Genomic DNA, 22944 nt, shown 5'->3' with positions numbered 1-22944 from the left:
CGGCCAGCGCGCCGCCGGCTGAACTGGCCAAGGCCGCAGCACCGAGCCGGCTTGCCGGCGGGCCGCTATCGGTGCAGGAGGCGCAGCAGCTGGCACGGCGCAACGCCCGGCCAGCGCCGCCCGGCACGCCAGGCTTCGACGTCGCCGCCGCTGCAGGGCCGCGGATCCTGCGCGAGCGGTTCAGTCCACCGCATCAGCCTGATGAAGACCTGGTGCGGGAGTGCCAGACAACATCGGCGGCGACCACTGGCCGGGGACACATACGGAACCGGCTAATGTGGTGTGCCCGCTACATCGCCTACGACTACGTTTTCGACACCCGGAACAGGCAAACCGGATTCGTGTACATGCCGGTCATCGCCGTCGGGTACGGCCGCGACGACGGCCAGCGGGACATCACGGTGTTCCTGCGCGCGGAGTCTGTGACCTTCGGCGGCAGCTACACGCCCGCATCGTTGTTCGGTCTCGAGATGGAGTGCTACCGCGATACTCCTGGCTGCGACATCAGCGGCGGCACCTGGCTGATGCCGCTCTCGCTGTGGAAGGAACGGGCCGCCGCCAACCAGTGGGTCACCTGGCACCTCAACTCGGACGAATCGGTGTCGACGCTGCAAGACCAGGCGCTGTACCACGCGTTCAACTTCGAGGTCCAGGCTCAGGACGGCCACACCTCCGACAACGAGAACCAGTACTGGGTCCGGTGCGACTCTGCGACCTACTTCCTGGCCACGCGCACGAAGGCGTGCATCTTCAACGACGTGATCCCGCACCTGCAGTACCGGCTGTACGAGGCTGACGGCACACCGACGCCGGTGCACGCCGTGGCCGCGCACATCCGCGACGCGTTCGCCAGCCCGAACGCCACCTACCCGCTCAAGCCCGACGGCGACAAGGTCATCCCCGGCCGGTATGCCGGACCACTGGACCAGTACCTCGAGCGGGTCCCCACCGGCGGAAGCACGCACACCGACAACGGACGCGAGAAGGACCGGGCGTGTGACCGCACCGCCCCCTACCAGAGCACCGGCCTGCCCAACCCGCCCGGCGATGGCGAACAGTGCGACGAGTATCCGTTTGCCAGCACCCAGCAGGGAGCAGCCAACCCGAACTGGGACTTCTCCGTACGTGCGGTGCCCACCGGCGACAACAGCCGGGCCGGATCGGCCCTGCGGGACTTCTACCGCGACGACCGGATCCTGTACTCGGAGAACAAGCCATCGGGGGAGTGGGTCGACCTGTTCTTCGTCGAGATCATCGAGTCGTCCGGCGGCGCCGGCGGTGGCACCGGTGAGATCGACCAGGCGCCTGTGGTCGACGCCGGACCCAATGTCACCGGTGACGAGGGCTCGCCGATAACCTTGCACGGCTCGGCCCGCGACCGAGAGTCCACCCCGTCGGTGACCTGGACCTACACCGCCGGCGACAACGTCGATGCCGGCGCCACCTGCCAGTTCACCGCCGCCCATGACCCCCAGACCGCGATCAGCTGTACCGACGACGGCACGTTCACTGTCACCCTGACCGCCGACGACGGGTTCAACGTGCCGGTGTCCGACACCACCGTGGTGACCGTGCACAACGTCGCACCGCAGGTCACCGTGACCGGTCCCGATCCCTGGCAGCTGTTCAAGGCCCGTACGCCGGTGACCGTCACCGCCACCTTCACCGATCCGGGCAGCAACGACACCCACACCTGTGCGGTGAACTGGGACGACGGCACCACCGGCACCGCCGCCGCCAGCGCGGACACCTGCACCCTGCGGCGCAGCTTCGCCCACGCCGGCATGTACACGCTCGACGTGACCGTCACCGACGACGACGGCGGCAGCGACGCCACCACCGTCATGGTCGTGGTCTACGACCCGGACGGCGGCTGGACAAACGTCGACGCCGCCACCGAGACACCAGCCGGCGCGGTGGACGGCACCGACACCACAGCGTGGACGTGGGCGCACCTGACCGCCCGCTACTACACCCAGGCCGGTCCACCCACCGGCGAGGCCAAACTCTGGATTCCCGACGTGATCCGCATGGAGCCCACCTCCCGGTTGGAATGGCTGGTGGTCACCCCCGACGGGAAGGTGGCCGCGAAGGGCACCAGCACGACCACCACCGGCGCAGGCGTCGGGTTCCTCGTGTACGGCTACCGAGGCTGTCCCGCTGCCGGCCCGAACTGTCAGCCCGGCCCCGATCGCATACGGGCCGTGCTCTGGCCTACCAGCAGCGGAGCAATCCCCCGTGACACGATCACCTACGACAACCGGCGCGGCGCCGACTACGACGTGGACCGGTTCCTGCCCACGCCGGTAACCGCCGGAGCGGTGCAGATCCACCACTAATAGCCTGACCGTCCGCTAGCGTTCGGTGTGGGCCGGCCCGTCATAACCGCGCCGGCCCGCACCGAACATGATGGACACGAGCTACGGAGGTCTGCGTGGCGAGCCGGCTGGGCAGCATCAACGCCACCCCCATGCCCGAGCGCTGCCTGATCACCATCATCGGTGCGGACTTCGACGTGTTCGGCTACCCCGAGACCACCGCCCACCTGCTCTGCTGGGCCGGCACCGAACAGATCCACCTGTTCAGCGCGATCAGCAGCGGCCACCGTGCCCACGTCACAGTCGAAGCCTGGGACGGCCCCGCACCAGCGGAGACGGATGAGTGGGAGGCCCACGGCCGCGCCGAACTGCGCTCCACCAGCGGCACGCTGTGCATCAGCGCCCTGGACGAGCGGCTGCTCACCCCACCCCTGCCAATCGGCGAACCGGGAACATACACCGTAGACGTCCACGCCATCGGCCGACATCGGCTGCGCACCCTGTACGGGCAGGACGCCTGGTACGGCGACGAGCCCCCGACCGGTGTCGAACGATTCCGGGTCCGCGTCTGGCCACAGCCTTAACCACCTCGCGCGGGTCCTCCCCAACGATGCAGAGAGGACCACAGGCCGCCTCTGCCCACCGGGGCTGCCCCCGCGTCGGGGTCCGGCATGGGCGTGGTCACGCTGCGGCGGCATCCTGGCACCGGCCGCCCGAATGGGTCGGCCCCGACAGATCACCTCGCACGACCGCGACGGCCACCACCTGCTCGTCCCGGCGGCGGCGCATCCGCAGCACCGCCGCGGCGGGTGAGCGGGTCGGGCAGCCGACCGGATCTTACGTAGTCGAAGTAGTCCTCGGCGGCGACGCCGACGTTCGTCCAACGCTCGCGTACCGCGTCCGTGACCCGTTCGGCGGTGGCGAGGGCTTCGATAGCATCTACGACCTCGGCGACTAGTTCGCCGGCGTCGTCGGCATGGGGATCCAGCGGCGGGAACTCCAGCAGATCGCCGAAGTGCTCATCGCCGATGTCCCAGCTGAGGTAGACCATCACCGCGTACCGGCCGTTGCGCCCGGGCTCGATGGCGACCCAGCGGACGCCTCGACGCTCGCCGTTGAAGGTCGGGCCAAGGAACTGCTCGATCGAGGACGACCGGCGCAACGCGCCGACCGCGAACGATTCGCTCAGGTATCGCACCGGGCGAGGCTAACGCAGCCCGCGCGTAGCGTGCCCTTATCAGGTTTGGCTCTGGACCCCGCCGAACCACGGCGGATGCTTCGCCCATGCCCAGCACTTGTGCGCCGCCGGCAGGCAGTTGTGATGCACCTGGCGGTTCAAGCGCACGGAATCCCTCGCTATAGCTCAATCCAGTAGCGCCGGGCGGGACCGAATTTGGTGTCCCGGATGCCCTCGAACAGGCCGCCGCACCGCTCAATCGTCCTGACCGAGGCGACATTGGCGGTCGCGCAGACCGCCAGTACCCGATCCAGGCCGAGCACTCGGGCCTCGTCAAGCATTCGGCCAAGAGCCCAGGTGGCCAACCCGCAGCGGCGCGCCGAGGGCCGGATGCCGTAGCCGATGTGGCCAGCCCACTGCACGTAGTCGCTCGGCCCGCGCCGCAGCGCGACCCCTCCGAGCACTCGCTCGCTGTCGACGATCCATCGATACGTGCAGCGCACATTGTCGGCGTCGATCGGCGACGCCGGGTTCGAATCGTCGGTGAGCCGTGCCACCCAGGCCGCGAACCCGACCGGCGAGTCGACTTCGTCGGACGGGACCAGCCCGAAACCGTCCTCGTGCTGCCCGGGGCCCCATTCCGCGTGCGCCTCGAGCCAGGCGATGTGCAGGCGGGTGGTGGGCGCGATCAGTTCCGGCATCCGGCAACGATAACGGCAAGATTGCAAGGGTCTAGCTGACCGATGAGGGCCGAACCTCTCGTCATCGATCGATAGATTGGAGCGGAGGACCGGAGGTGGTGGGTCGCCCGGTGCGGCTGCCGAGGAAGGGCTGCCACAGGTTCGGTCAGTACGCATGCCGTGAGGCGGGCGCGGCACGGTGGCGGGGCCAGCGGGGACAATCAGACCTGGCGGGTTTCTGTGCGGGACCCCCCGTTTACCCCCGAAAACCCCGCCAATCAATAACGAAGATGACAAGAAGCGATGTGCGCCTGACGGTGTCTCTGCAGCTACCCCCACTGGTGGAGCAGCCATCCAACGAGGGCACGGGTGCGGTAGGCGGTGGTGTGCTCGGTCCCTCCCCGCCAGCCGTCGATACCGGCGGGTGTGACGCTGGCCCGCTGGGCGCGGCACGCCTCGACGCTGCTGTCCGGCGGTGGCGGGTGCCGGGACCGCCGGTGCCGCGCGGGAGCTGATGAGCCACCGGTTCGGCTCGGCCGGGCGACGGCCGTCCCTTATCGACCGGAGGAGACGTTCCCACCCCCCTGACCGAGGTGCTCGCGGCCGTACGCCCGGAGACGCCACCCGGCTCGGGTTCCGCAAGAGCAGCGCCAGCTTCCCGATCGTCGAGCCCGTGCTGCGCGACGTTCCCTGAGCTCGTCGAGCGCCTGGTGTGTGTACCGCTGGGACTGGTCTCCACCACCAGCTTCGACCAGTGGTATCCGGAACAGAGCCGGTATCCGGCAGCCCTCGGGCACGACGGGGCGGCGGGGCGCTGGAGGACGGCTGGCGTACCCGCGCGGAGGACGACACCGGCGGCGGCGCCGAGTACGGCCACGGCGGCCGGACCCGCGGGCTACCGCGCCGGCACGTTCGCCCGGTTCGACAGCGACACGGGCTTCGTCGTGCTCACCAACGCCGAATCCGCTAAGCGGGGTCGGGTCGCTGGTGGCCGACGCGCTGCGCCGGCCCGGCACCGCGGGCCTCGCCGCGCGCTGGCCCGGCGCGGGCGCCGCCGACCCCGCCGTCGTATAGGGCTCGTATAGCCGCCGACGGCACTCTCGACCTGCCCGACAAAGGGCGCGCCCCTCCTAGCCGGCGCGCCTCGAACCGAACGGAGCCGACATGCCGAATGCCGACCTGACCGTTGGCCTTGACGCCGCCCGCAAGCAGGAGATCAAGACGATCGTCTGCGACATCCTCGAGCTCGAGGAGGACGAGGTCAGCGAGACCAGCCTGTTCAAGGAGGACCACGAGGCGGACTCGCTGAGCGCCATCGAGATCCTCGCCGCCCTCGAGCGCAGCCAGCGCGTGACCATCGACCAGGCCGAGCTGAGCCGGATGGTCAACCTCCAGGGCATCTACCAGGTCGTCGAGCAGGCCTCGCGCCGCTGACCGCCCGGCCCCGACCGCAGATGGGTGAGATGATGCAGCACGCTCCAGCACCGGGCGCCACGCGCCGCCGGGTCGTCATCACCGGCCTCGGTGTCATCACCAGCATTGGCACCGGCGTCGAAGCCTTCGCGTCGGGGCTGCGGGAGGGGCGCAGCGGCGTCAAGGCGATCACCGCCTTCGACACCGCCGGCTTCGCCCACGCCCAGGGCTGCGAGGTGGACGACTTCGAGCCGGAGGCCTGGATCCAGCGCCTCGATCCCGCGGAGCTGGGCCGGGCGAGCCAGTTCTCGGTCGCCGCCGCCCGGATGGCCGTCGCGGACGCCGGCCTCACCGAGGAAGACGTCCGCGCCCGCCGGTGCCTGGTCTCCGTCGGCACCACCGACGGGGAGTCCCGCGACCTCGACGAGCTGGTCGAGGCGGGGCTCCGCGACGGGCCGGAGTCCTACGACCCGGTGCGGGCCCGGCGGGTCTCGGCCGGCCGGCTGTCTGCCGGCATCGTCCGCGAGCTCGCGCTCGAGGACGTCGAGGCCGTGACCATCCCGACCGCGTGCGCGGCGGGCAACTACGCGGTTGGGTCCGGGTACGACGCCCTCAGCAGCGGCGATGTCGACATCGCCGTGTGCGGCGGTGCGGACGCCATGTGCCGCAAGACGTTCACGGGTTTCTACCGGCTCGGCACCATCGCCCCGGAGCTGTGCCGCCCGTTCGACCGGGACCGCGAGGGCATCCTCACCGGCGAGGGCGCCGGGATCCTGGTGATGGAGAGCCTCGACTCCGCGCTGGCCCGCGGCGCGCGCATCTACGCCGAGGTGCTCGGGTACGGGCTCGCCTGCGACGCGCTGCACCCCGTCGCGCCCGACCGGGACAGCATCGCGCGTACGGTGCGCAACGCCCACCGGCACGCGGGTGTCACCGCCGACCAGATTGACTTCGTCTCGGCGCACGGCACCGGCACCAAGGCCAACGACGTCACCGAGTGCGGGGCGCTGCGGCAGGTGTTCGGCGACGACGCCGTGCCGCGCACCATCTCGATCAAGTCGATGATCGGGCACAGCATGGGTGCCGCCAGCGCGGTGGCCGCCGCGGCCTGCGCCATCTCGGTCTCTCGCGGTTTCATCCCGCCGACCGTCAACCACCGCGTCACCGACCCCGAGTGCGCGGTGGACTGCGTGCCCAACAAGGCGCTCGACATGGAGCTGGACATCGTGCAGAACAATGCGCTCGCCTTCGGTGGCAACAATGCCGTGCTCATCATGCGTCGGTACCGGAGCGCGGCATGAGCTGGATCGTGACCGGCATGGGCGCGGTCGCCAGCGTCGGCGCCGACGCGGAGGAGATGTTCTCCGCTCTGGTCGCCGGCCGCAGCGGCATCGACGAGCTGCGCGGCTTCGACCGCAGCCGGTTCCGGGCGCAGGTCGCGTACGAGATCGACGACCGCCCCGAACTCGGCTCCGACGAGCCGCTGCGGGCCACCCGCTGGCTCGTGCAGGCCGTCGCGGCGGCGGCCGCCGACGCGGGGCTGGGCGACGACCTGAGCGAGGTACCGGTCCTGGTCGGCACCACCCTGCGCGAGCTGCGCTCGGTCGAGCTGTCCTGGCGCGACAAGATCCCGTTCCACGTACGGGATCTGCACTTCGGCACGGCGCTGCGGCAGCACTTCCGGGCCGCCGACACGCACACCGTCGTCAACGCCTGCTCCGCCTCGCTGTATGCTCTCGCACTCGGCGCCGACCTGCTCGACCTCGGGCACGCGGACACGGTGGTGATCGCCGGCGTGGACACCCTCACCGAGAGCACGTACGGCCTGCTGGACCGCTGCTATCCCGAGGCCCCCGACCGCGTACGCCCCTTCGACCGCAATCGCCGCGGCATGCTGCAGGGCGAGGGCGCCGTCGCGATCGTGCTGCGCCGGGAGGCCGCCGGTCCCGGTCCCGCGCCCCGGATCCACGCGAGGGTGCGTGGTGTCGCGGTCAACTGCGACGCGTACCACCCGTCCGCCCCGGAGGCCAAGAGCATCGCCGCGGTCACCGAGGAGGCCCACCGCCGTGCCGGGATCACTCCGGGCGACATCGACCTCGTGCTGCTGCACGGTACCGGCACGCCGCTCAACGACGAGGCGGAGTCGGAGGCGATCAGCGCGGTCTTCGCCGGGGTGGAGCCGATGCCGCACATGACCGCCATCAAGTCCATGACCGGCCACACCGCCGGGGCGTCGGGGCTGCACAGCCTGGTCGCCGCGGTGCTGGCGATGCGCCGCGGCGTCGTGCCGCCGGTGCTCGGCCTCATCGACCCGGTCGAGGCGGTCTCCGGGTTCCGGCTGGCGCGCGGCGTGGCCGTACGGCCCGCCGAGCCGATGCGCCTTGCCCAGATCGACTCCTTCGGCTTCGGCGGCCTCAACGCCGTGGCCGTCATCGAGAGCACGGAGGACCGACCATGACGCCCGAAGGCCGGCGCGCGGTGGTGACCGGGCTCGGGCTCGCCGTCGCCGGTCTCGACGACGCGGGCGATCTGCTGCAGCCGCGCGGGGACCGGCGGGACCCCGCCCCCGCCGACCCGGTGCGCCGGCTCACCGGCCGCGGACTGCGCTACAAGGACCGCGCTACCAAGCTGGCCCTGGTCGCCGGCCGTGACGCGCTGCGCTCGGCCGGTCTGGTCGGCGAGGACGACCGGGCGACCGTGCCCGGCGAGCGGGTCGGCGTGGTCGTCAGCACCAACCTCGGCAACGTCGACACCGTCTGCGACACAGTGCAGGCGATCGCGGAACACACCTACCTCGGTACCAGCCCGATGACGCTGCCCGCGACCTCCAGCAACGTCGTCGCGTCGTGGCTGGCGATCACGTACGGCTTCCGCGCAGCGAACCTGACCCTGTGCAACGGGCAGACCTCCGGCCTCGACGCCGTGCACTGGGCGGCGCTGCTGATCGCCGCGGGGCGTGCCGATCGGGTGCTGGTCGCCGGGGCCGAGCCCGACAACGCGCCGGTCCGCCACGTCCTGTCCAGCTCCGGTGTCACTGCGGAGCCGTTCGACGGCGCGGCGGCGCTGGTGCTCGAAGCCGAGTCGGCAGCCCTCGACCGGGGCGTACGGCCGTTGGCCGTCGTCGGGCGCTACGCGCGGCGCGCCTCGCTCACGACGGCCGTCGCCCAGGTGACCGCGGGAGCGGCCCCGGTCGGGCTGTGGTGTCTGCCGGAGCGTGGGTCGGCTCCTATGGGAGACATCGTGACGGGCGCGCACCGCATCGACCTGTCGGCGACGTTCGGACCCGCCTCCGGCGCGCTGGGTGTCCTGCAGTGCGTGGCCGCGGCGGCGTGGCTGGGCGGCCCGCACTCGGGGTCCGTGCTCGCCACCGCCGGCATCGGCGACGCGGGAGGCGAGGACGCGGCCGCCGCGGTCGTCCTATCCTCGTACGGGCCGTGACGGCGACGGCCGCACGGCTGATCCGCCCGGCCACCTCCGACGCACCGCAGCGGGTGCTGCTGCTCTCCGGCCTGGCGGGCAACGACGCGATGTGGGAGCCGTTCGCGGGCGGGCTCCCGGGCGGCGCCGAGGTGTGGATGGCAGAGCTGCCGTGGAGCTCGTTCAGCGAACCGGCGTGGAGTCACCGCGGCGACCCCGCGGAGTGGATCGGCCGCTCGCTGGCTGCGATGTCGGGCACAGTGGACATCGTCGTCGCGCACTCCTTCGCGGTGCCGCTGACGCTGGAGTGGCTTGCCCGCACTGCGGACCGGCCCCGCTCGGCCATGGTGCTGGCGCCCTTCCACCGCGCCACCCCCGGCGATTTCACCTGGGACACCGCCTCGACGTACCTCAACGGCTTCCACCGGATCCTTGAGGAGGGGCTGCGGGTACGGTCCGCCGGCCGGCTCGGGGACGACGTCGTCGCGGGGATGGCCCGGCGGGTGCGGGACCGGATCGGGCCGTACGGCTGGACCCGGTTCTTCGACGCGTACCTGCGTACCCCGTTCCTCGACGTCGCCGCGCTGGATCTGCCCGTGCGGATCGTGGCCGGCGCCGACGACTTCTGCGCGCCGCCCGGCGATGCCGCGGCCCTCGCGGCGCGCCTGCCCGACGCCCGGCTGGAGATCCTCACCGGCTGCGGCCACTTCCCGATGGCCGAGCGACCCGGGCACTGCGCCGGCGTCGCCGGGGACCTGCTGCGGGAGCTTCCCCGCCTGACCACCACCTCAAGGAGCTGACGTGACCCTGACCCCGACGCCGTCGCTGACGGAGCCGTCCGAGCTGACGATCCGGCCCCGCTACGAGGGCTCCAACATCTGCACCTGGATCGGCTTCAAGCACGTCAACTACCTCGTCGAGGAGTCGGTGCTGAACCACCTGCGCGAGGGCGGGTTGCCGCCGGGCGCGATCTACGAGACGTACGGCCTGTGCACCGACCTCGTGGACATCGACACGCGCATCGTGCACGCCCTGCACATCGACGACGTCGTAACCGCCACGGTCCGCCCGCACCGGCGCGCCCGCGACGGCGAGCTGCTGTTCGGGGTGGTGCTGCAGGTCGCCCGGGAGGAGGGCCTGGTCAAGGCCGCCACGTCGACCGTACGGGTGCAACTGCGCCACGACCCCCGCGGCGGTAAAGACCAGCCGATCCCGGCCGTGCTGCGGCCGCATGTCGTGTCGCAGCTGGGCGCGGCTCCCGGCTGGGCCGTCGAGGCGCCCGAGGTCAACCTCGACGCCGACGACCTGATCAAGCAGCTGACCGCCGGCAGCAACGCCTTCGCCTGGAAGTGGCGCATGCCGTACTGGTACTGCCACTTCACGGAGCGCGTACAGATGTCGGGCTACCTGCGGCTCATGGAGGAGGTCGTGGACCTTTTCCTCGAGGACCGCGGCGTGTCCATCAAGACGCTGCTGGACGAGCAGAACTGGATCCCGGTCGTGCCGCGCTCGCGGATCACCGTCGTCGACGAGGCCCGCATGGAGGAGGACCTCTACACGGTCTTCACCGTCGAGGAGGTTTTCAAGGACGTCACGTACACGGCCCGGATGGACACGTACGTCGTGCGCGACGGCGCCCTGGTGCACACCTCCACGGGCACCATCACCCACGGGTACGCCCTCATCGAGAACCGCCGCGACTGGAGCCTGGTCACCTTCGACGACCGGATGAACGCCGCCCTGGCCGGTACGTCGGCATGACCACCGACGTCATGGTCACCGGTATCGGCGCCGTCTCGTGCCACGGCACCGGCGCGGACGCGTTGTGGAAGGCCATGACGGGCGCCGCGGCGCGCCGCCCCGACCGCCCCGCCGATCCGCCGGCGGTGATGGACCGCCCGCTGATCCACCTCGCCCCGGGCGGGGATCTGACCGGCGCGCGCGCGACCCGGTTCGCGGTCGCCGCGGCCCGGGAGGCGTGGCGCGACGCCGGGCTGGGCCCCGCCGAGGCCGGTGCCGGGGTGGCGGTCGTCGTCGGCAGTTGCATGGGCGAGCCGGGCATCAACGAGAGCGACCGGCGCGGGGATGTCGCACCGGAACAGGGTTGGCTGCCGCCGTTCCGGCTCGCGGCCGGGGTCGCCGGGGCGCTCGGGGTGCTCGGCACCGCCCAGGACATCGCCAACGCCTGCGCCGCCGGCGGGTACGCCCTCGGCGCCGCGGCGGACATGATCCGCGCGGGCGAGGCCTCCGTGGTCGTCGCCGGTGGCGCGGACGCGTACTCGCGGGTGGCGCTGGGCTGTTTCAACCGGCTTGGCGCCGTCGACCCGCAGCGGTGCCGCCCCTTCGACCGGAACCGGGGCGGCACGGTCTTCGCCGAGGGCGCGGCAATGCTCGTCCTCGAGTCGCGTGAGCACGCCGAGGCGCGCGGAGCCGCCGTGCCCGGCCGTGGCCTGCGGCTCGCCGGCACGGCCTGGAGCTGCGATGCGGGGCATCCAACGGCGCCCGAGCCAGAGGCGGAACAGATCGTGCGCGCGATGAGCGAGGCGATCGCCGAGGCCGGCGGCGCCGAGGGGATCGGCTGCGTCGTGCCGCACGGCACCGGCACCCGACTCAACGACGCGCTGGAGAGCCGGGCGCTGCACCGGGTGCTGGGCGCCCGCGCCGCCCGCGTACCGCTCTACAGCCTGAAGGCGTTGCTGGGTCATGCGGGCGGGGCGTCCGGCGCGCTCGGTGCCGTGGCGGGCGCCCAGATCCTGCGGCACGGCAGCGTCCCGCCCAACGTGCGCCTCGACGAGCAGGACGAGGAATGCGACGTGTCGCTGCCCCAGGACGGGCCGGTCCCACTCGACGGGGGCCGGGTGCTGGTGAACGCGTACGGCTTCGGCGGCAACAACATGTCCCTGGTCCTGGAGGCGGCATGAGCGCCGTTGCGGTGACCGCGGTCGCGGTGGTGAGCCCCGGCGGCGACAGCGCCACGGCGGCGCTGGGCGGCACGGGCACGGTGGCCGGCTGGTTCGACCACCGCACCCGCCTAGGTGCGCGGGGATATCGCTACCTGCCGCCCGCGGCCCAGTACGCGCTCGCCGCGGCCCGGCACGCCGCCGGCGGCACGGGCCTGGCCGAGGTCCCGGAGGTACGCCGCGGACTGGCGCTGGCCACCAACGGCGGACTGGGACGCCTCTTCGACGACATGGACCGCCAGGTCACCAGTGCGGAAGGCGCGGCGGGGCTGGCGCCCGTGAGCGCGCCGTACTTCGCGGTGAACGTCCTGGGCAACCGGGTCGCCGCTGACCACGGCCTGAAGGCGTTCGCGCTGACCATGGCCTCCCCGCGGACAGCCGCGATGGATGCCGTGGAGGCGGGCGCCCGCGCACTGCGGGCCGGTCGCTGCGACGTGGCCCTGGTGGCCGCCACCGAGCAGCACCTGCCGGACGCCGGCTCGGATTCGGCCCCGGGTGAGGAGGGCGCGGTCGCCTTCGTGCTCGAGGCGGGCGACGGCCGGCAGGAAACGCCTGTTCTCCGGGCGGGATCGCTGTTCGTGCCGCCACAATTCCTCGCCGACCCCGGCGGCACGGAACGGGCCGCCGTCGCCATCAGGGCCGCCGTCCGGCGGGTCACCGGCGATGCGGCGCCCGGCCTGCGGGTGCGGCTGATTCTCGACGGCTCGGGCCTTGCGGAGTTGACAGCGAGTACGGTGCCCGCCGCCCTGGTCGGTCCGGACGTCATCCAGCACCGCACCGAGTCACCGCTGGGCTGCCTGACCCCAGCCCTGCACCTTGCCGACGCCCTCACCGGCGAGCCGGGCGACACCCTGCTCGTCACCGCCGTCCACGACGGACATCTCGCGATCACCCTGGCGTGCCGCCCCGGCGCACGCCGTCGGTCCCCCGGACAGGAGTCCCGGCCATGCTGAAGTCCCTCTCCGGCACGTGGTGCCTCGTCCTCGGCGCGTCCAGCGGGATCGGCCGGCAGATCTGCCTGGGCCTGGCCCGCGAGGACGTGCACGTGGCCGGGGTCCACTTCGACACCGCCGCCCGCCAGGACGAGGTGGCGGAGCTGGTGACCCAGCTGCGCGACTTCGACGTGCGCGCCGAGTTCTTCAACGCCAACGCGGCGAGCCGCGAGACGCGTACCCGGGTCGTCGCCGCCCTGCGCGAGCTCACCGGCGGGACCGGCATCCACCTTCTCGTGCACTCCCTGGCCTTCGGTTCGCTGGTCCCGTTCCTGCCGCGCGACGGCTGGGACAAGACGCTGTCCTCACGGCAGCTGGAGATGACAGCAGACGTGATGGCGCACAGCCTCGTCTACTGGACCCAGGACCTGCACGCCGCGGGCCTGCTGCGCCCGGGCGCGAAGGTGTTCGCGATGACGAGCGCCGGGGTCGGGCAGGCGCTGCCGAGCTACGGCGCGGTGTCCGCGGCGAAGGCGGCGCTGGAGTCGCACGTGCGGCAGCTCGCCTGCGAGCTCGCGCCGCACCGGGTCGCGGTCAACGCGCTGCGGGCGGGCGTCACAGTCACTCCCGCCCTCCAGCGCATCCCCGAGCACGCCGGCTACGTCGCCCGCGCCGCGGAGAACAACCCGCACGGGCGGCTCACCCAGCCGGAGGACGTCGCCGAGGCGGTGGCGCTGCTGGCGCGCACCGATTCGTCCTGGATCACCGGCAACACGATCGGCGTCGACGGCGGGGAGTTCCATGCGGCCGCCGGCGCCTGGGGACCGTCCCCCTCGTAGCCCTGCGGAAGCTGAGGAGTCGCACCATGATGACCACGTTCCTGCCCGCGGACCCGCTGGTCGTGTCGGGCTGGTCAGCCACGTCCCCGTACGGTCTCGGCGCGCAGCCGTTCACCGACGGTGTCCGGCAGCAGCGCTCTGCCGTGACCGCCGCCGAACCGGGTACCGCCGGGCCGTTCGACCGCGCCGGGCGGATCCCGGATTTCGACGCCCGCACCGTGCTGGGCCGCAAGGGCACCCGGTCGATGGACCGGGCCACCGCGATCGCCGTGGCCACCACGGCGGCGCTGCTGGAGTCGGCGGGGCCCGGGCTGACCGCGGACCACCCCGAGGAGATCGGGATGGTGCTGGGCACCGGGCACGGCAGCGTGCAGAGCATCATGGACTTCACCCGCGACGCGCTCGCCGGGGACAAGCCGTTCCACGTCGACCCGGCGCGCTTCCCCAACACGGTGATGAACCGGGCGGCGGGGCAGAGCGCGATCTGGCACTCGATCAAGGGCCCCAACACCACTGTCGCCGGCGGCCGGCTCACCGGCCTGCTCGGGCTGCGCTACGCCTCGCGGCTGCTGCGCCAGGGCCACTGCGCGGCGGTGCTGTGCGGGGCGGTCGAGGAGTTTCTCGGTCGACCGGGCCTGGCTGGAATACCGGGGCTCGCTCGCCGGGTCCCCGCACGGTCGGCCCGCCGGCCCGCTGGGCGAGGGCTGCGCGCTCTTCCTGCTGGAGCCCGCGGGACGGGCGCTCGCCTATGGCCGTACACCCCTCGCCACGATCGCCGCCGCCCGCTTCCTCGCGTTCAGCCGTCCCGAGGGCGCCCAGCACGCGGTCGCGCGGGCGGTCACCGAAGCCCTCAAGGAGGCCGACGTGCCGGCGGGCGATGTCCGCCTGGTCGTCCCCTCCGACCTCGGTGGTGCGCTCGGCGCCCGCGAGGAGGCCGCCCTCGACGAGGTGCTGGCCGGCCACACGCCCAACCGGCACCGGCTGCGGTCGCTGCTCGGCGACGCGTCGGCCGCCTCCTCGGCGTTCCAGCTGGCAGCCGCGCTGGCCCTGGCCGCTCCCGGCGACACCGTGCTCGTCACGTCCGTCGACCCCGACGGACAGGCGGGATGCGTCGTGCTGCGCGCGGGCGCCTGAACGCCCGCTGATCCACCCCCATCCGCCACGGAGAACGGAGAGAGCCATGACCGACACAGCCCGCCCGGCGAGCGTCCTGACGATCGACAAGGAGGAGCTGCGGGGCCGGATCGCCACCGTCCTGGACATCGACCCTGCCGAGGTCACCGACGACGCCCACTTCGCCGACGACCTCGAGGTCGACTCGCTGCTCGCGCTGGAGATCACCGTCCGGCTGGAGCGTGAGTACGGCGTCAAGCTCGACGAGAAGGAGCTGGCCGCCGTCACCTCCCTGCAGGCCACCTACGATCTGTTGAACCGCAAGCTGCGGGAGCAGGGGTGAGCACTGCGAGCCCGCTCGGCGCGGCGCTGGAGCCGCTGCGACGCGACGCCGACGGTGCCGCGGCGGCCTTCTCGGTCGACCCGGCCGACCCGGTGCTCATCGGGCACTATCCCGGCTTCCCGGTGCTGCCGGGCGTCTACCTCATCGAGGCGGCGGACCGGACCGTCAAGCACTGGAGCGAAGGCGGCCCGGCTGTGCGGCTGACCGCGGTGACCCGGTGCCAGTTCCTGCATCCCGTCTACCCCGGCGACCGGGTGGTCACCGAGGTGACGGTCACCGGTACCGACGGCGACGAGCTGGTCTGCCGGGCCCAGGTGCGCACCGGCCGCGGCAAGGTCGCCGACGTCCGCCTGCGCTACGCGAGGGAGACCCGATGAGCACGTACGGCCTGGAGCGCATCAGCCGCACAATCCCGCACCGCACGCCGATCCTGCTCGTCGACCGGGTCACCGAGGTCCTCCCCGGCGAGCGCATGACGACCCGCAAGGCCGTCTCCGCCAACGAGCCGGTGTACGCGGGCTTCGCCGGCGAGGCCGCGGACTACGCGTACCCGATCCCGCTGGTGATCGAGTCGTGGGCGCAGTCCGCGGTGCTGCTGGCGGTCTGGGAGTGCCCGAACCCGGACGTGCTGGCCGGCAAGGTCGAGCTCGCCGGCTCCATCAAGGAGATCGCCGTCGAGGGCCAGGTGTTCCCGGGGCAGGTGATCGAGCACCACGTGCAGCTCGTGAAGTCCATCGACGGCACCGCGATCCTCGCCGGGGAGAGCCGGGTGGAGGGCGCGCCGCTGCTGCGGGTGGGCTCCTTCGTGGTCGCTCTGCGCGACGTCACCGAGCTGCCGGCGCCGACCCTGTTCATTCCCGCATCGGCGCCCGCCGGTGCGCTCGCCTGAGGAGGCAGCGGCATGAGTCAGCAGCAGAAGTCCGGCGTCGTCATCGTGACCGGCGGCTCCCGGGGGATCGGCCGCGCGGTCGTGATGCACCTCGCCCGCGACGGGTACGACATCGCGTTCTGCTACCGGTCCGACGTGGCGGCGGCCGACGAGGTGGAGAAGGCCGTGGTGGGGCTGGGCCGGCGGGTGCTGGCCCGCAAGGTGGACGTCGGGGACCGCGCGGAGAGCGCCGAGTTCGCCGAGTCCGTGGAGCGCGACCTGGGCCCGGTCACCGGCATCGTCACGTCGGCGGGCGTGACCCGCGACCGCCCGCTCGTGATGATGGACGGCGAGGACTGGGACGCGGTCATGCGCACCAATCTCGACGGAACGTACAACGTCTGCCGGCCGGCCATCTACCCGATGATCAAACGCGGTGTCGGGGCGGTCGTCACGATCTCCTCCGTCGCGGGGGTCGCCGGCAACGCCGGGCAGACGAACTACTCGGCCTCCAAGGCCGGGATCATCGGGTTCACCCAGTCGCTGGCCAAGGAGATCGGCCCGTACGGGCTGCGCGCCAACGCGGTCGCGCCGGGGTTCATCGACACCGACATGACCGGTGCCATGTCGGAGAAGGCGGTGAAGGCGATGCTCGGCCGCATCCCGCTGCGGCGCTTCGGCAAGCCGGAGGAGGTCGCGCCGCTCGTCTCGTACCTGATCTCGGCGGAGTCCTCCTACGTCACCGGGCAGGTGTTCCAGATCGATGGCGGCATCGCGCTGTGAGCGCAGGACCGGCGCGGCGTTCCCAGCGGCCGCCGCGCTTCTACTTCTCGCTGCGCAGCCCGTACTCGTACCTTGCGTACCGGGACCTGCTCACGCACCACCCGCAGGTCGCGGCGCAGCTGGAGTGGGTGCCGTTCTTCGAGCCCGACCAGCGGAGCCTGGCGATGCTGGCCGAGGCGGGCGGCAGCTTCCCGTACGTGCCGATGTCCCGGCAGAAGCACCACTACATCCTGCAGGACGCACGGCGGCTCGCGGCCGCGCGTGGGCTGAGCCTGACCTGGCCGGTCGACCGTGACCCGATGTGGGAGGTGCCGCACCTGGCGTACCTGGCCGCCCGGCGGCACGGGCTCGGTCCCGCGTTCATCGCCCAGGCCGCGCGTACGCGCTGGGAGCAGGGCCGCGACATCTGCGACCGGGAGGTCGTCGCGGAGATGGCGACGGTGCTCGGACTCGACGGTGACGAACTGGCCGGTGCGGCCGAGGATGCGGTGCTGCGCGCCGAGGGGGTGCAGGCGCTACTCGCCGTCGACCACGACGGCGTCTTCGGCGTGCCGTTCTTCCTGCACCGGCGGCAGAAGTTCTGGGGCATCGACCGGCTGCCCGCCTTCTTGGAGGCGCTCGGGGCCGACCCGGTCCGCGCCGAGCCGCCCGTGGACGCGGGCCGGCTGGTGACGGTGCCCGCGCCGCCCGGCGTCGACGACGGTCACGCCGGCGGGTGCGGCTGACGGCGGCAACGGCCGTATAGGGGCGGTATAGCGCCGGCGGCAAAGCTTCTGGCAGATCGACGGAACGGGGGGACGGTGTCCGAGTTCGACAGCTTCACCGGCGCGTTTCGCCGGCGGGTGGCCGAGAGGCCCGGTCACATCGCGGTCCGGTTCTGCGCTGGGGACGGCGACGAGCGGCTGACCTACGCCCAGCTCGATCTTGCCGCCCGCACGGTGGCCGCCGCGGTACGGGCCCGCACCGCCCCGGCGGACCGGGTCCTGCTGTCCTGCGCGCCGGGCACGGCGTTCCTCAAGGGCTTTCTCGGCTGCCTGTACGCGGGCCGCGTACCCGTTCCCGTCCCGCCGCCGGGCGGCCACGCCCCGCAGACGCAGCGCACCGCCGGCATCGCCCGCGACACCGGCGCGGAGCTGCTCCTGACCGACACGGCCGAGGCGCTGTCCGGCGACGGGCTCGGCGCCCCGACGGTCCTCACCGTGCAGGAGGCGTTGCGGGCCGACCCGGCCGACTGGACACCGCCGTTGCCAAAGCGGCAGCAGCTCGCGTTCCTGCAGTACACCTCGGGGTCGACCAGTGAGCCAAAGGGCGTGATGGTGCACCACGGGGCACTGGCCCACAACCTCGCCCTGATGCGGGACAGCCACGGGTGGCACGGCGGGATGACGTGGTGCAGCTGGCTGCCGGCGTACCACGACATGGGCCTGATCGCGATGATGCTCGCGCCGTTGTACCTCGGCGGTACAGCGGTGCTGATGCCACCCACCGACTTCCTCAAGCGGCCGGTGTCCTGGCTGCGCCTGATCGACCGCTGCGGCGCCGAGATCTCCTGCGCGCCGAACTTCGCGTACGAGCTGTGTGCCCGGCTCGGCGACGAGCAGATCGCCGGCCTGGACCTGTCGCGTTGGCGCTACGCCTGCAACGGCGCCGAGCCGGTGGACGCCCGTACGCTCGCCAGGTTCGCCGAGCGGTTCCGTTCCGCGGGCCTCAAACCCTCGGCGCTGCTGCCCGGCTACGGGCTGGCGGAGGCCACTCTCTACGTCTCCGGTACGCCGGTGCACGAGGAGCCCGCCGTGTTCCGGGTGGACCCGGCGGCGCTCGAACAGGGCCGGCTCGTCGAGGCGGGCACGGACACCGTCGACGTGGCCGCCAGCGGCGTCGTCCGGGGCTTGGACGTGCGCATCGTCGACCCGATACGCCTCATCGAGACGGCGCCGGGCGTCGTGGGGGAGGTGTGGATCCGCGGCCGGAGCGTCGCCCAGGGCTACTGGCAGCGGCCGGAGGAGACCGCGCGGACGTTCGGCGGGACGACCGCGGGCGGCGACGGCGGTTTCCTGCGTACCGGTGACCTCGGCGCGTTCCACGACGGCAAGCTGGTCGTCACCGGCCGGCTGAAGGAGATCATCATCGTGCACGGCCGGAACCTGTACCCGCACGACCTCGAGCGGGAGGTGCAGGCGCTCGACCCTGCGTTCGACGGCCTGCCCGCCACCGTGTTCGCGGTCCGCCCGCCCGGGCGTACCCACGAGGAGATCGTGGTGACGCAGGAGGTCCGCGGCCGCGGCGTGCCGGCGGAGGATCTGCGAGCCCTGGCCCGGCGCGCCCGCACCGCCCTGGCCCGTCGCCTCGGCGTCGCGGTCGCCGGGCTCGTGCTGCTGCGCGTGGGGCGCACCCGCCGTACGACGAGCGGGAAGATCCAGCGCAACCTGATGCGCGACCTGTTCCTGCGCGGCGAGCTGGAGGCGTGGCACGAGGAGCTGGACCCGGCGCTGCACGGCGGCGCCGCGCGTCCGCTGCGGACACCGGTGGCGACGGGCGGGGCCGGCTCGTGAGCCGCGCGACGCTGGACGCCCTGGCCGGGCAGTGGACGCCGCACGCTCTGGCGGCCGAGCTGGAGAGGGTGCTCGGTGGCGCGGCGCGGACCTTCACCCCGCAGCAGAGCGCCGCGCTGGACAGTGACGAGAGGTTCCCGGCCGGCATCTGCCGCGACCTGGACGCGCTGGGCCTGCCGCGGTGGTTCGTGCCGGAAGCCCACGGTGGCGCGCTGCGCGACAGCGAGGACCTGGCCCAACTCATCCGCGTGCTCAGCCGCCGTGACTTCACCGTCGCGCTGGCGCACGTGAAGACGTACCTCGGCGCGGTGTCGGTGTGGGTCGCCGGGTCGGACCGGCAGGCCGCCGCGCTCGCCGCCCGGGTGAGCGCCGGCGAGGTCGTCTCGCTGGCTCTCACCGAGCACGAGCACGGCAGCGACCTGCTCGCCGGTGACCTGAGCGCCACACCTCTCGCCTCGGGCGGCTGGCGTCTCGACGGCGAGAAGTGGCTCATCAACAACGCCACCCGCGCCGGCATGGTCTGTGTGCTGGCCCGCACGAACCCCGCCGGCGGCGCTCGCGGTTTCAGCCTCCTGCTGGTCGACAAGGCGGCGCTGACCCCGGGGAGCTGGCGGGCGTTGCCGGCGGTGCCCACCCACGGGGTCCGCGGGGCCGACATCAGCGGCATCGCCTTCACCGGCGCCCGGGTCGCCGCGGACGCGCTGATCGGCGCCGAGGGCGAAGGCCTGGAGACGATCCTCAAGGGCTTTCAGATCACCCGTACGCTCTGCTCGGCCATGTCGCTGGGCATGACCGACCACGCGCTGCGCCTGGCGATGCGGTTCGCCGGCGCCCACCGGCTGTACGGCCGCCCGCTGGCCGAGCTGCCCCAGGCCGCGCGCACGCTCACTGAGTCCTATGTGGACATGTTGGCGATGGAGGCGGTCAGCCTCGTCGGCGTCCGCAGCATCCATGCGCTCCCGGCGGAGCAGAGCGTCGCCTCGGCGGTGGTCAAGTACCTCGTGCCGAGCCTCGGCGACGGAGTCATCGACGGCCTGCGCGGCGTCCTCGGCGCCCGCGCGATGCTGGTCGCCGACCACGAGGAGGGGGCGTTCCAGAAGCTCGACCGCGACCACCGCATCGTGGGCATCTTCGACGGCAGCACCGCGGTCAACCTCAACCTGCTCGTCAACCAGTTCCCGGCCCTGGTACGCGGCTACCGCGCCGGGCACACCGACGAGCCCGGCCTCGCGGCGGCGGTGACTTCCGACGGGCCGCCCCCGCCGTTGCAGCCGCAGCGGCTCGCGCTCTACTCGCGTTCCGGCAGCAGCGTGGTGCAGAGTCTGCCCGCCGCGGTGGCCGGCATCCAGGAGCTCGCCGCCCGCCACGACATCCCGGACGCCCTCGCCGACCGCTGCGCCCGCCTGCGCGACGTGGCGGACAGCGTGCACGCGGAGCTTTCCACCGTCCGGCCGTCGCCCCGTGGCGTCACCGAGGAGACGTTCGTGCTGGCCCGTCGCTACGCGGTCCTGTACGCCGCCGCGGCGAGCGCGCACCTGTTCCTGGCCGGCTTCGGGGCCCGGGCCGCCGATCCGCTGTGGCAGAGGGGCGCGTGGCTGGATGCCGTCCTCACCCGGCTGCTGCGCCGGCTGACCGGCGAGCCGGACCTCGACGACGAGGACGGTCCGGCCGTCGACGCGCTGCTGCCGGTCCTCCGTGCCCAGCACGACCGCGGGCAGCTGTTCTCCCTTTACCCCTGCGAGCTGGCGAAGGAGGAGCCGTGACGGTGGACATCCGCCCGGAGCAGAGCTACCGCACCCGGGCCGCCCACCTGGAGGACGTGCTCGGTCCCGGCGACGACCCGGCGAACCCGCTCGGGCACGCGGCCGTGCTCGCGGCCGACGAGCAGGGTGTGCTTCTCGCCGACGGCGAACGCGCGCTGCGTGACTTCGGGCTGAACGCCGAGTTCGTGCCGGCGCACCTGGGCGGGCGGTTCGAACGCGCCGACCGGTTGGGGCAGCTGATGCGTACGGTGTTCCGGCGTGACTGCGCGCTCGGCATCGGGTACGGCGTCACGAGCTTCATCGCCGGGCTCCCGGTCTGGGCCGACGGCACGCCGGAACAGCAGGCCCGGGTGGCGCGCACCCTGCTCGCCGGCGGGCGGGTCGTGGCGGCGTACACCGAGCTGGCGCACGGGAGCGACTTCTCGCGGACCGAGTTCACCGCCGCGCCCGGCCCCGGCGGGTTCGTGCTCGACGGCGGCAAGCAACTCGTGAACAACATCTCACGCGCCGAGCTGGCCGTGTTCTTCGCCCGTACGTCCGAGGGACCGGGCAGCCGGGGACACTCGCACCTGTTGGTGGACCTCACGGCACTGCCTGCGGGCCGGGTACGGCGCGACAAGCGGTATCCGGTCTCCGGCGTACGCGGCTGCCTGCTCGGCGGCATCGAGATCGACGGGTGCCTCGTGCCGCCGGAGGCCCAGCTGGGCGCCGAGGGCGGGGCGATGGAGACCGTCCTGCGCGTCTTCCAAGTGACCCGGGCCGTGCTGCCGTCCATGGTGGTCGGCGTCGGTGACACCCAGCTGCGGACCGTCCTGGGTTTCGCCCGAGACCGACGGCTCTACGGCCGGAGCCTCGCGGACCTGCCGTCGGCGCGCAGCACGCTCACCGGGTGCTTCGCCGACCTGCTCGTCTGCGACGCCTTCGCCTCCGTCGTCGGCCGTTCGCTGCACCTGCGGCCCGGCGAGACCAGTGTCAGCGCCGCCGCGGTCAAGTACCTGGTCCCCAAACTGCTGCAGGAGTCGTCGTACCGGCTCTCGGTCCAGATGGGGGCGCGCAGCTACCTGCGCACCGGACCGTACGCCATGTTCCAGAAAGCCGCGCGGGACCTGCCCGTCGTCGCCCTGGCCCACGCCGGCAGCGCCGTCTGCCAGGCCAGCCTGGTGACGCAGCTGCCCCGTCTCGCCGAACGCGGGTGGCGGCCCGCCCTCGCCGGGCAGAGCCCGGAACACGACGACGTCGGGTCCGTGTACGACCTCGACGGGCCGCTGCCGCCGCTGCGACTGGGCGCCCTGCAGCTCAACGCCCGGGGCGCGGACAGTCTCGCCGCCGACCTCGTCCGGTTGCACCCCGTCCTCGCCGGACGCGCCGGCCGCGAACCCGCGCTGGGCCTGCTCGCCGGGCTCACCGGGCTGTTCGTGACGGAGTTGCGCGGGCTGGCCGACCGGGTGCTCGCGCTGGCGCCCCGCGACCGGACGGTGCTGGCCGGGCCGCGGGCCTTCACCCTCGCCGACCGCTACGCCCATGTGCTCGCCGCCGCGGCCGTCGCCGGCGTCTGGTGGCACGCGTACTCCACCGGCGCCGGCACGCCGTCCGCCGACCCGGTCTGGGCCGGCGCCGCGCTGCACCGGCTCGCCGCCCGGCTGGGTCTGCGGCCCGGCCCGCTGCCGCCGGACATCGAGGACCGGCTCTTCGCCGACCTGACGGCCCGCCACGAGGCCGCCCGCACTTTCGACCTGTTCCAGGGGCGCCTGGCCTCTGGACCCGCTCGACGCCCAGGGAGCTGACC

The 22944-nt window shown here is 72.8% G+C and carries 22 protein-coding genes and 1 pseudogene; 21 read left to right on the top strand and 2 right to left on the bottom strand.

Features of this window, described 5'->3' with window-relative positions:
* Nucleotides 1-347: 347 nt before the first annotated feature.
* Together AB0C20_RS07235 and AB0C20_RS07230 are read left to right on the top strand one after the other, a co-directional pair.
* The gene (locus AB0C20_RS07235) at nt 348-2339 is read left to right on the top strand and encodes a PKD domain-containing protein (protein ID WP_357189243.1); all 1992 of its coding nucleotides are present in this window, start codon (nt 348-350) and stop codon (nt 2337-2339) included.
* Nucleotides 2340-2434: 95 nt separating this feature from the next.
* Nucleotides 2435-2902, top strand: coding sequence for a hypothetical protein (locus AB0C20_RS07230; RefSeq protein WP_357189241.1), 468 nt, complete (start codon nt 2435-2437; stop codon nt 2900-2902).
* 152 nt (nt 2903-3054) lie between these two features.
* Here AB0C20_RS07230 and AB0C20_RS07225 read toward each other — a convergent pair whose 3' ends face one another.
* Together AB0C20_RS07225 and AB0C20_RS07220 are read right to left on the bottom strand one after the other, a co-directional pair.
* The gene (locus AB0C20_RS07225) at nt 3055-3516 is read right to left on the bottom strand and encodes a hypothetical protein (protein ID WP_357189239.1); all 462 of its coding nucleotides are present in this window, start codon (nt 3514-3516) and stop codon (nt 3055-3057) included.
* A 158-nt stretch (nt 3517-3674) separates the two neighbouring features.
* Nucleotides 3675-4196 (bottom strand): GNAT family N-acetyltransferase, encoded by a 522-nt coding sequence (locus AB0C20_RS07220; protein ID WP_357189237.1) that lies wholly within the window; start codon nt 4194-4196, stop codon nt 3675-3677.
* 1143 nt (nt 4197-5339) lie between these two features.
* Here AB0C20_RS07220 and AB0C20_RS07215 point away from each other — a divergent pair.
* The 19 genes and pseudogenes from AB0C20_RS07215 (at nt 5340) to AB0C20_RS07125 (ending at nt 22942) form a co-directional block, all read left to right on the top strand.
* Complete coding sequence (locus AB0C20_RS07215; RefSeq protein ID WP_180200199.1) at nt 5340-5609, top strand: acyl carrier protein; 270 nt, start codon at nt 5340-5342, stop codon at nt 5607-5609.
* Between the two features lie 29 nt (nt 5610-5638).
* Nucleotides 5639-6889, top strand: a complete 1251-nt coding sequence (locus AB0C20_RS07210) for a beta-ketoacyl-[acyl-carrier-protein] synthase family protein (protein ID WP_357567577.1) — start codon at nt 5639-5641, stop codon at nt 6887-6889.
* Nucleotides 6886-8046 (top strand): beta-ketoacyl synthase N-terminal-like domain-containing protein, encoded by a 1161-nt coding sequence (locus tag AB0C20_RS07205; protein ID WP_357567576.1) that lies wholly within the window; start codon nt 6886-6888, stop codon nt 8044-8046. Before AB0C20_RS07210 ends, AB0C20_RS07205 begins: the two co-directional genes overlap by 4 nt.
* A complete protein-coding gene (locus AB0C20_RS07200) occupies nt 8043-9026 on the top strand; it encodes a beta-ketoacyl synthase N-terminal-like domain-containing protein (RefSeq protein ID WP_357189230.1) in 984 nt (327 codons plus the stop codon). The genes AB0C20_RS07205 and AB0C20_RS07200 overlap by 4 nt, the downstream gene beginning before the upstream one ends.
* Nucleotides 9023-9805 (top strand): alpha/beta hydrolase, encoded by a 783-nt coding sequence (locus AB0C20_RS07195; RefSeq protein ID WP_357189228.1) that lies wholly within the window; start codon nt 9023-9025, stop codon nt 9803-9805. The genes AB0C20_RS07200 and AB0C20_RS07195 overlap by 4 nt, the downstream gene beginning before the upstream one ends.
* A 1-nt stretch (nt 9806) precedes the next feature.
* Nucleotides 9807-10766, top strand: coding sequence for a thioesterase (locus AB0C20_RS07190; protein WP_357189225.1), 960 nt, complete (start codon nt 9807-9809; stop codon nt 10764-10766).
* The gene (locus AB0C20_RS07185) at nt 10763-11926 is read left to right on the top strand and encodes a beta-ketoacyl synthase N-terminal-like domain-containing protein (protein WP_357567575.1); all 1164 of its coding nucleotides are present in this window, start codon (nt 10763-10765) and stop codon (nt 11924-11926) included. Before AB0C20_RS07190 ends, AB0C20_RS07185 begins: the two co-directional genes overlap by 4 nt.
* Entirely contained in the window at nt 11923-12918 is a 996-nt protein-coding gene (locus AB0C20_RS07180) for a beta-ketoacyl synthase N-terminal-like domain-containing protein (RefSeq protein ID WP_357189221.1), read from the top strand. Before AB0C20_RS07185 ends, AB0C20_RS07180 begins: the two co-directional genes overlap by 4 nt.
* A complete protein-coding gene (locus AB0C20_RS07175; protein ID WP_357567574.1) occupies nt 12912-13736 on the top strand; it encodes an SDR family oxidoreductase in 825 nt (274 codons plus the stop codon). Before AB0C20_RS07180 ends, AB0C20_RS07175 begins: the two co-directional genes overlap by 7 nt.
* Nucleotides 13737-13762: 26 nt before the next feature.
* Nucleotides 13763-14353, top strand: a pseudogene (locus tag AB0C20_RS07170) (beta-ketoacyl synthase N-terminal-like domain-containing protein); the annotation flags it as partial.
* 247 nt (nt 14354-14600) lie between these two features.
* On the top strand, nt 14601-14870 hold the full coding sequence (locus AB0C20_RS07165) for a hypothetical protein (RefSeq protein ID WP_357567593.1): 270 nt from the start codon (nt 14601-14603) through the stop codon (nt 14868-14870).
* A gap of 46 nt (nt 14871-14916) precedes the next feature.
* The gene (locus AB0C20_RS07160; protein ID WP_357567573.1) at nt 14917-15192 is read left to right on the top strand and encodes an acyl carrier protein; all 276 of its coding nucleotides are present in this window, start codon (nt 14917-14919) and stop codon (nt 15190-15192) included.
* Entirely contained in the window at nt 15189-15569 is a 381-nt protein-coding gene (locus AB0C20_RS07155; protein WP_357567572.1) for a hotdog domain-containing protein, read from the top strand. Before AB0C20_RS07160 ends, AB0C20_RS07155 begins: the two co-directional genes overlap by 4 nt.
* A complete protein-coding gene (locus tag AB0C20_RS07150) occupies nt 15566-16081 on the top strand; it encodes a beta-hydroxyacyl-ACP dehydratase (RefSeq protein WP_357189211.1) in 516 nt (171 codons plus the stop codon). The genes AB0C20_RS07155 and AB0C20_RS07150 overlap by 4 nt, the downstream gene beginning before the upstream one ends.
* A 12-nt stretch (nt 16082-16093) precedes the next feature.
* Nucleotides 16094-16843, top strand: coding sequence for a 3-oxoacyl-ACP reductase FabG (gene fabG / locus AB0C20_RS07145; RefSeq protein ID WP_357567571.1), 750 nt, complete (start codon nt 16094-16096; stop codon nt 16841-16843).
* Entirely contained in the window at nt 16840-17568 is a 729-nt protein-coding gene (locus tag AB0C20_RS07140; protein ID WP_357189207.1) for a DsbA family protein, read from the top strand. Before fabG ends, AB0C20_RS07140 begins: the two co-directional genes overlap by 4 nt.
* A gap of 75 nt (nt 17569-17643) precedes the next feature.
* Nucleotides 17644-19395: a fatty acyl-AMP ligase gene (locus tag AB0C20_RS07135; protein WP_357189205.1), complete on the top strand. Its 1752-nt coding sequence runs from the start codon at nt 17644-17646 to the stop codon at nt 19393-19395.
* Entirely contained in the window at nt 19392-21158 is a 1767-nt protein-coding gene (locus AB0C20_RS07130) for an acyl-CoA dehydrogenase family protein (RefSeq protein ID WP_357567570.1), read from the top strand. Before AB0C20_RS07135 ends, AB0C20_RS07130 begins: the two co-directional genes overlap by 4 nt.
* Nucleotides 21155-22942, top strand: a complete 1788-nt coding sequence (locus tag AB0C20_RS07125; protein WP_357189201.1) for an acyl-CoA dehydrogenase family protein — start codon at nt 21155-21157, stop codon at nt 22940-22942. Before AB0C20_RS07130 ends, AB0C20_RS07125 begins: the two co-directional genes overlap by 4 nt.
* The last annotated feature ends 2 nt before the right edge of the window (nt 22943-22944 follow it).

It is taken from the genome of Micromonospora sp. NPDC048843, assembly GCF_040649965.1.
Lineage (GTDB): Bacteria > Actinomycetota > Actinomycetes > Mycobacteriales > Micromonosporaceae > Micromonospora > Micromonospora hortensis.
Note: the sequence above shows the minus strand (reverse complement) of the source record. Positions and strands in the feature narration are given on the sequence as shown.

Bases quoted from the DNA above. Each gene is read 5' to 3' on its own strand.
- AB0C20_RS07235 (WP_357189243.1), top strand. From the start codon at position 348: ATGCCGGTCATCGCCGTCGGGTACGGCCGCGACGACGGCCAGCGGGAC.
- AB0C20_RS07220 (WP_357189237.1), bottom strand. From the start codon at position 4,196: ATGCCGGAACTGATCGCGCCCACCACCCGCCTGCACATCGCCTGGCTC.
- AB0C20_RS07215 (WP_180200199.1), top strand. From the start codon at position 5,340: ATGCCGAATGCCGACCTGACCGTTGGCCTTGACGCCGCCCGCAAGCAG.
- AB0C20_RS07210 (WP_357567577.1), top strand. From the start codon at position 5,639: ATGATGCAGCACGCTCCAGCACCGGGCGCCACGCGCCGCCGGGTCGTC.
- AB0C20_RS07205 (WP_357567576.1), top strand. From the start codon at position 6,886: ATGAGCTGGATCGTGACCGGCATGGGCGCGGTCGCCAGCGTCGGCGCC.
- AB0C20_RS07200 (WP_357189230.1), top strand. From the start codon at position 8,043: ATGACGCCCGAAGGCCGGCGCGCGGTGGTGACCGGGCTCGGGCTCGCC.
- AB0C20_RS07185 (WP_357567575.1), top strand. From the start codon at position 10,763: ATGACCACCGACGTCATGGTCACCGGTATCGGCGCCGTCTCGTGCCAC.
- AB0C20_RS07180 (WP_357189221.1), top strand. From the start codon at position 11,923: ATGAGCGCCGTTGCGGTGACCGCGGTCGCGGTGGTGAGCCCCGGCGGC.
- AB0C20_RS07175 (WP_357567574.1), top strand. From the start codon at position 12,912: ATGCTGAAGTCCCTCTCCGGCACGTGGTGCCTCGTCCTCGGCGCGTCC.
- AB0C20_RS07160 (WP_357567573.1), top strand. From the start codon at position 14,917: ATGACCGACACAGCCCGCCCGGCGAGCGTCCTGACGATCGACAAGGAG.
- AB0C20_RS07150 (WP_357189211.1), top strand. From the start codon at position 15,566: ATGAGCACGTACGGCCTGGAGCGCATCAGCCGCACAATCCCGCACCGC.
- fabG (WP_357567571.1), top strand. From the start codon at position 16,094: ATGAGTCAGCAGCAGAAGTCCGGCGTCGTCATCGTGACCGGCGGCTCC.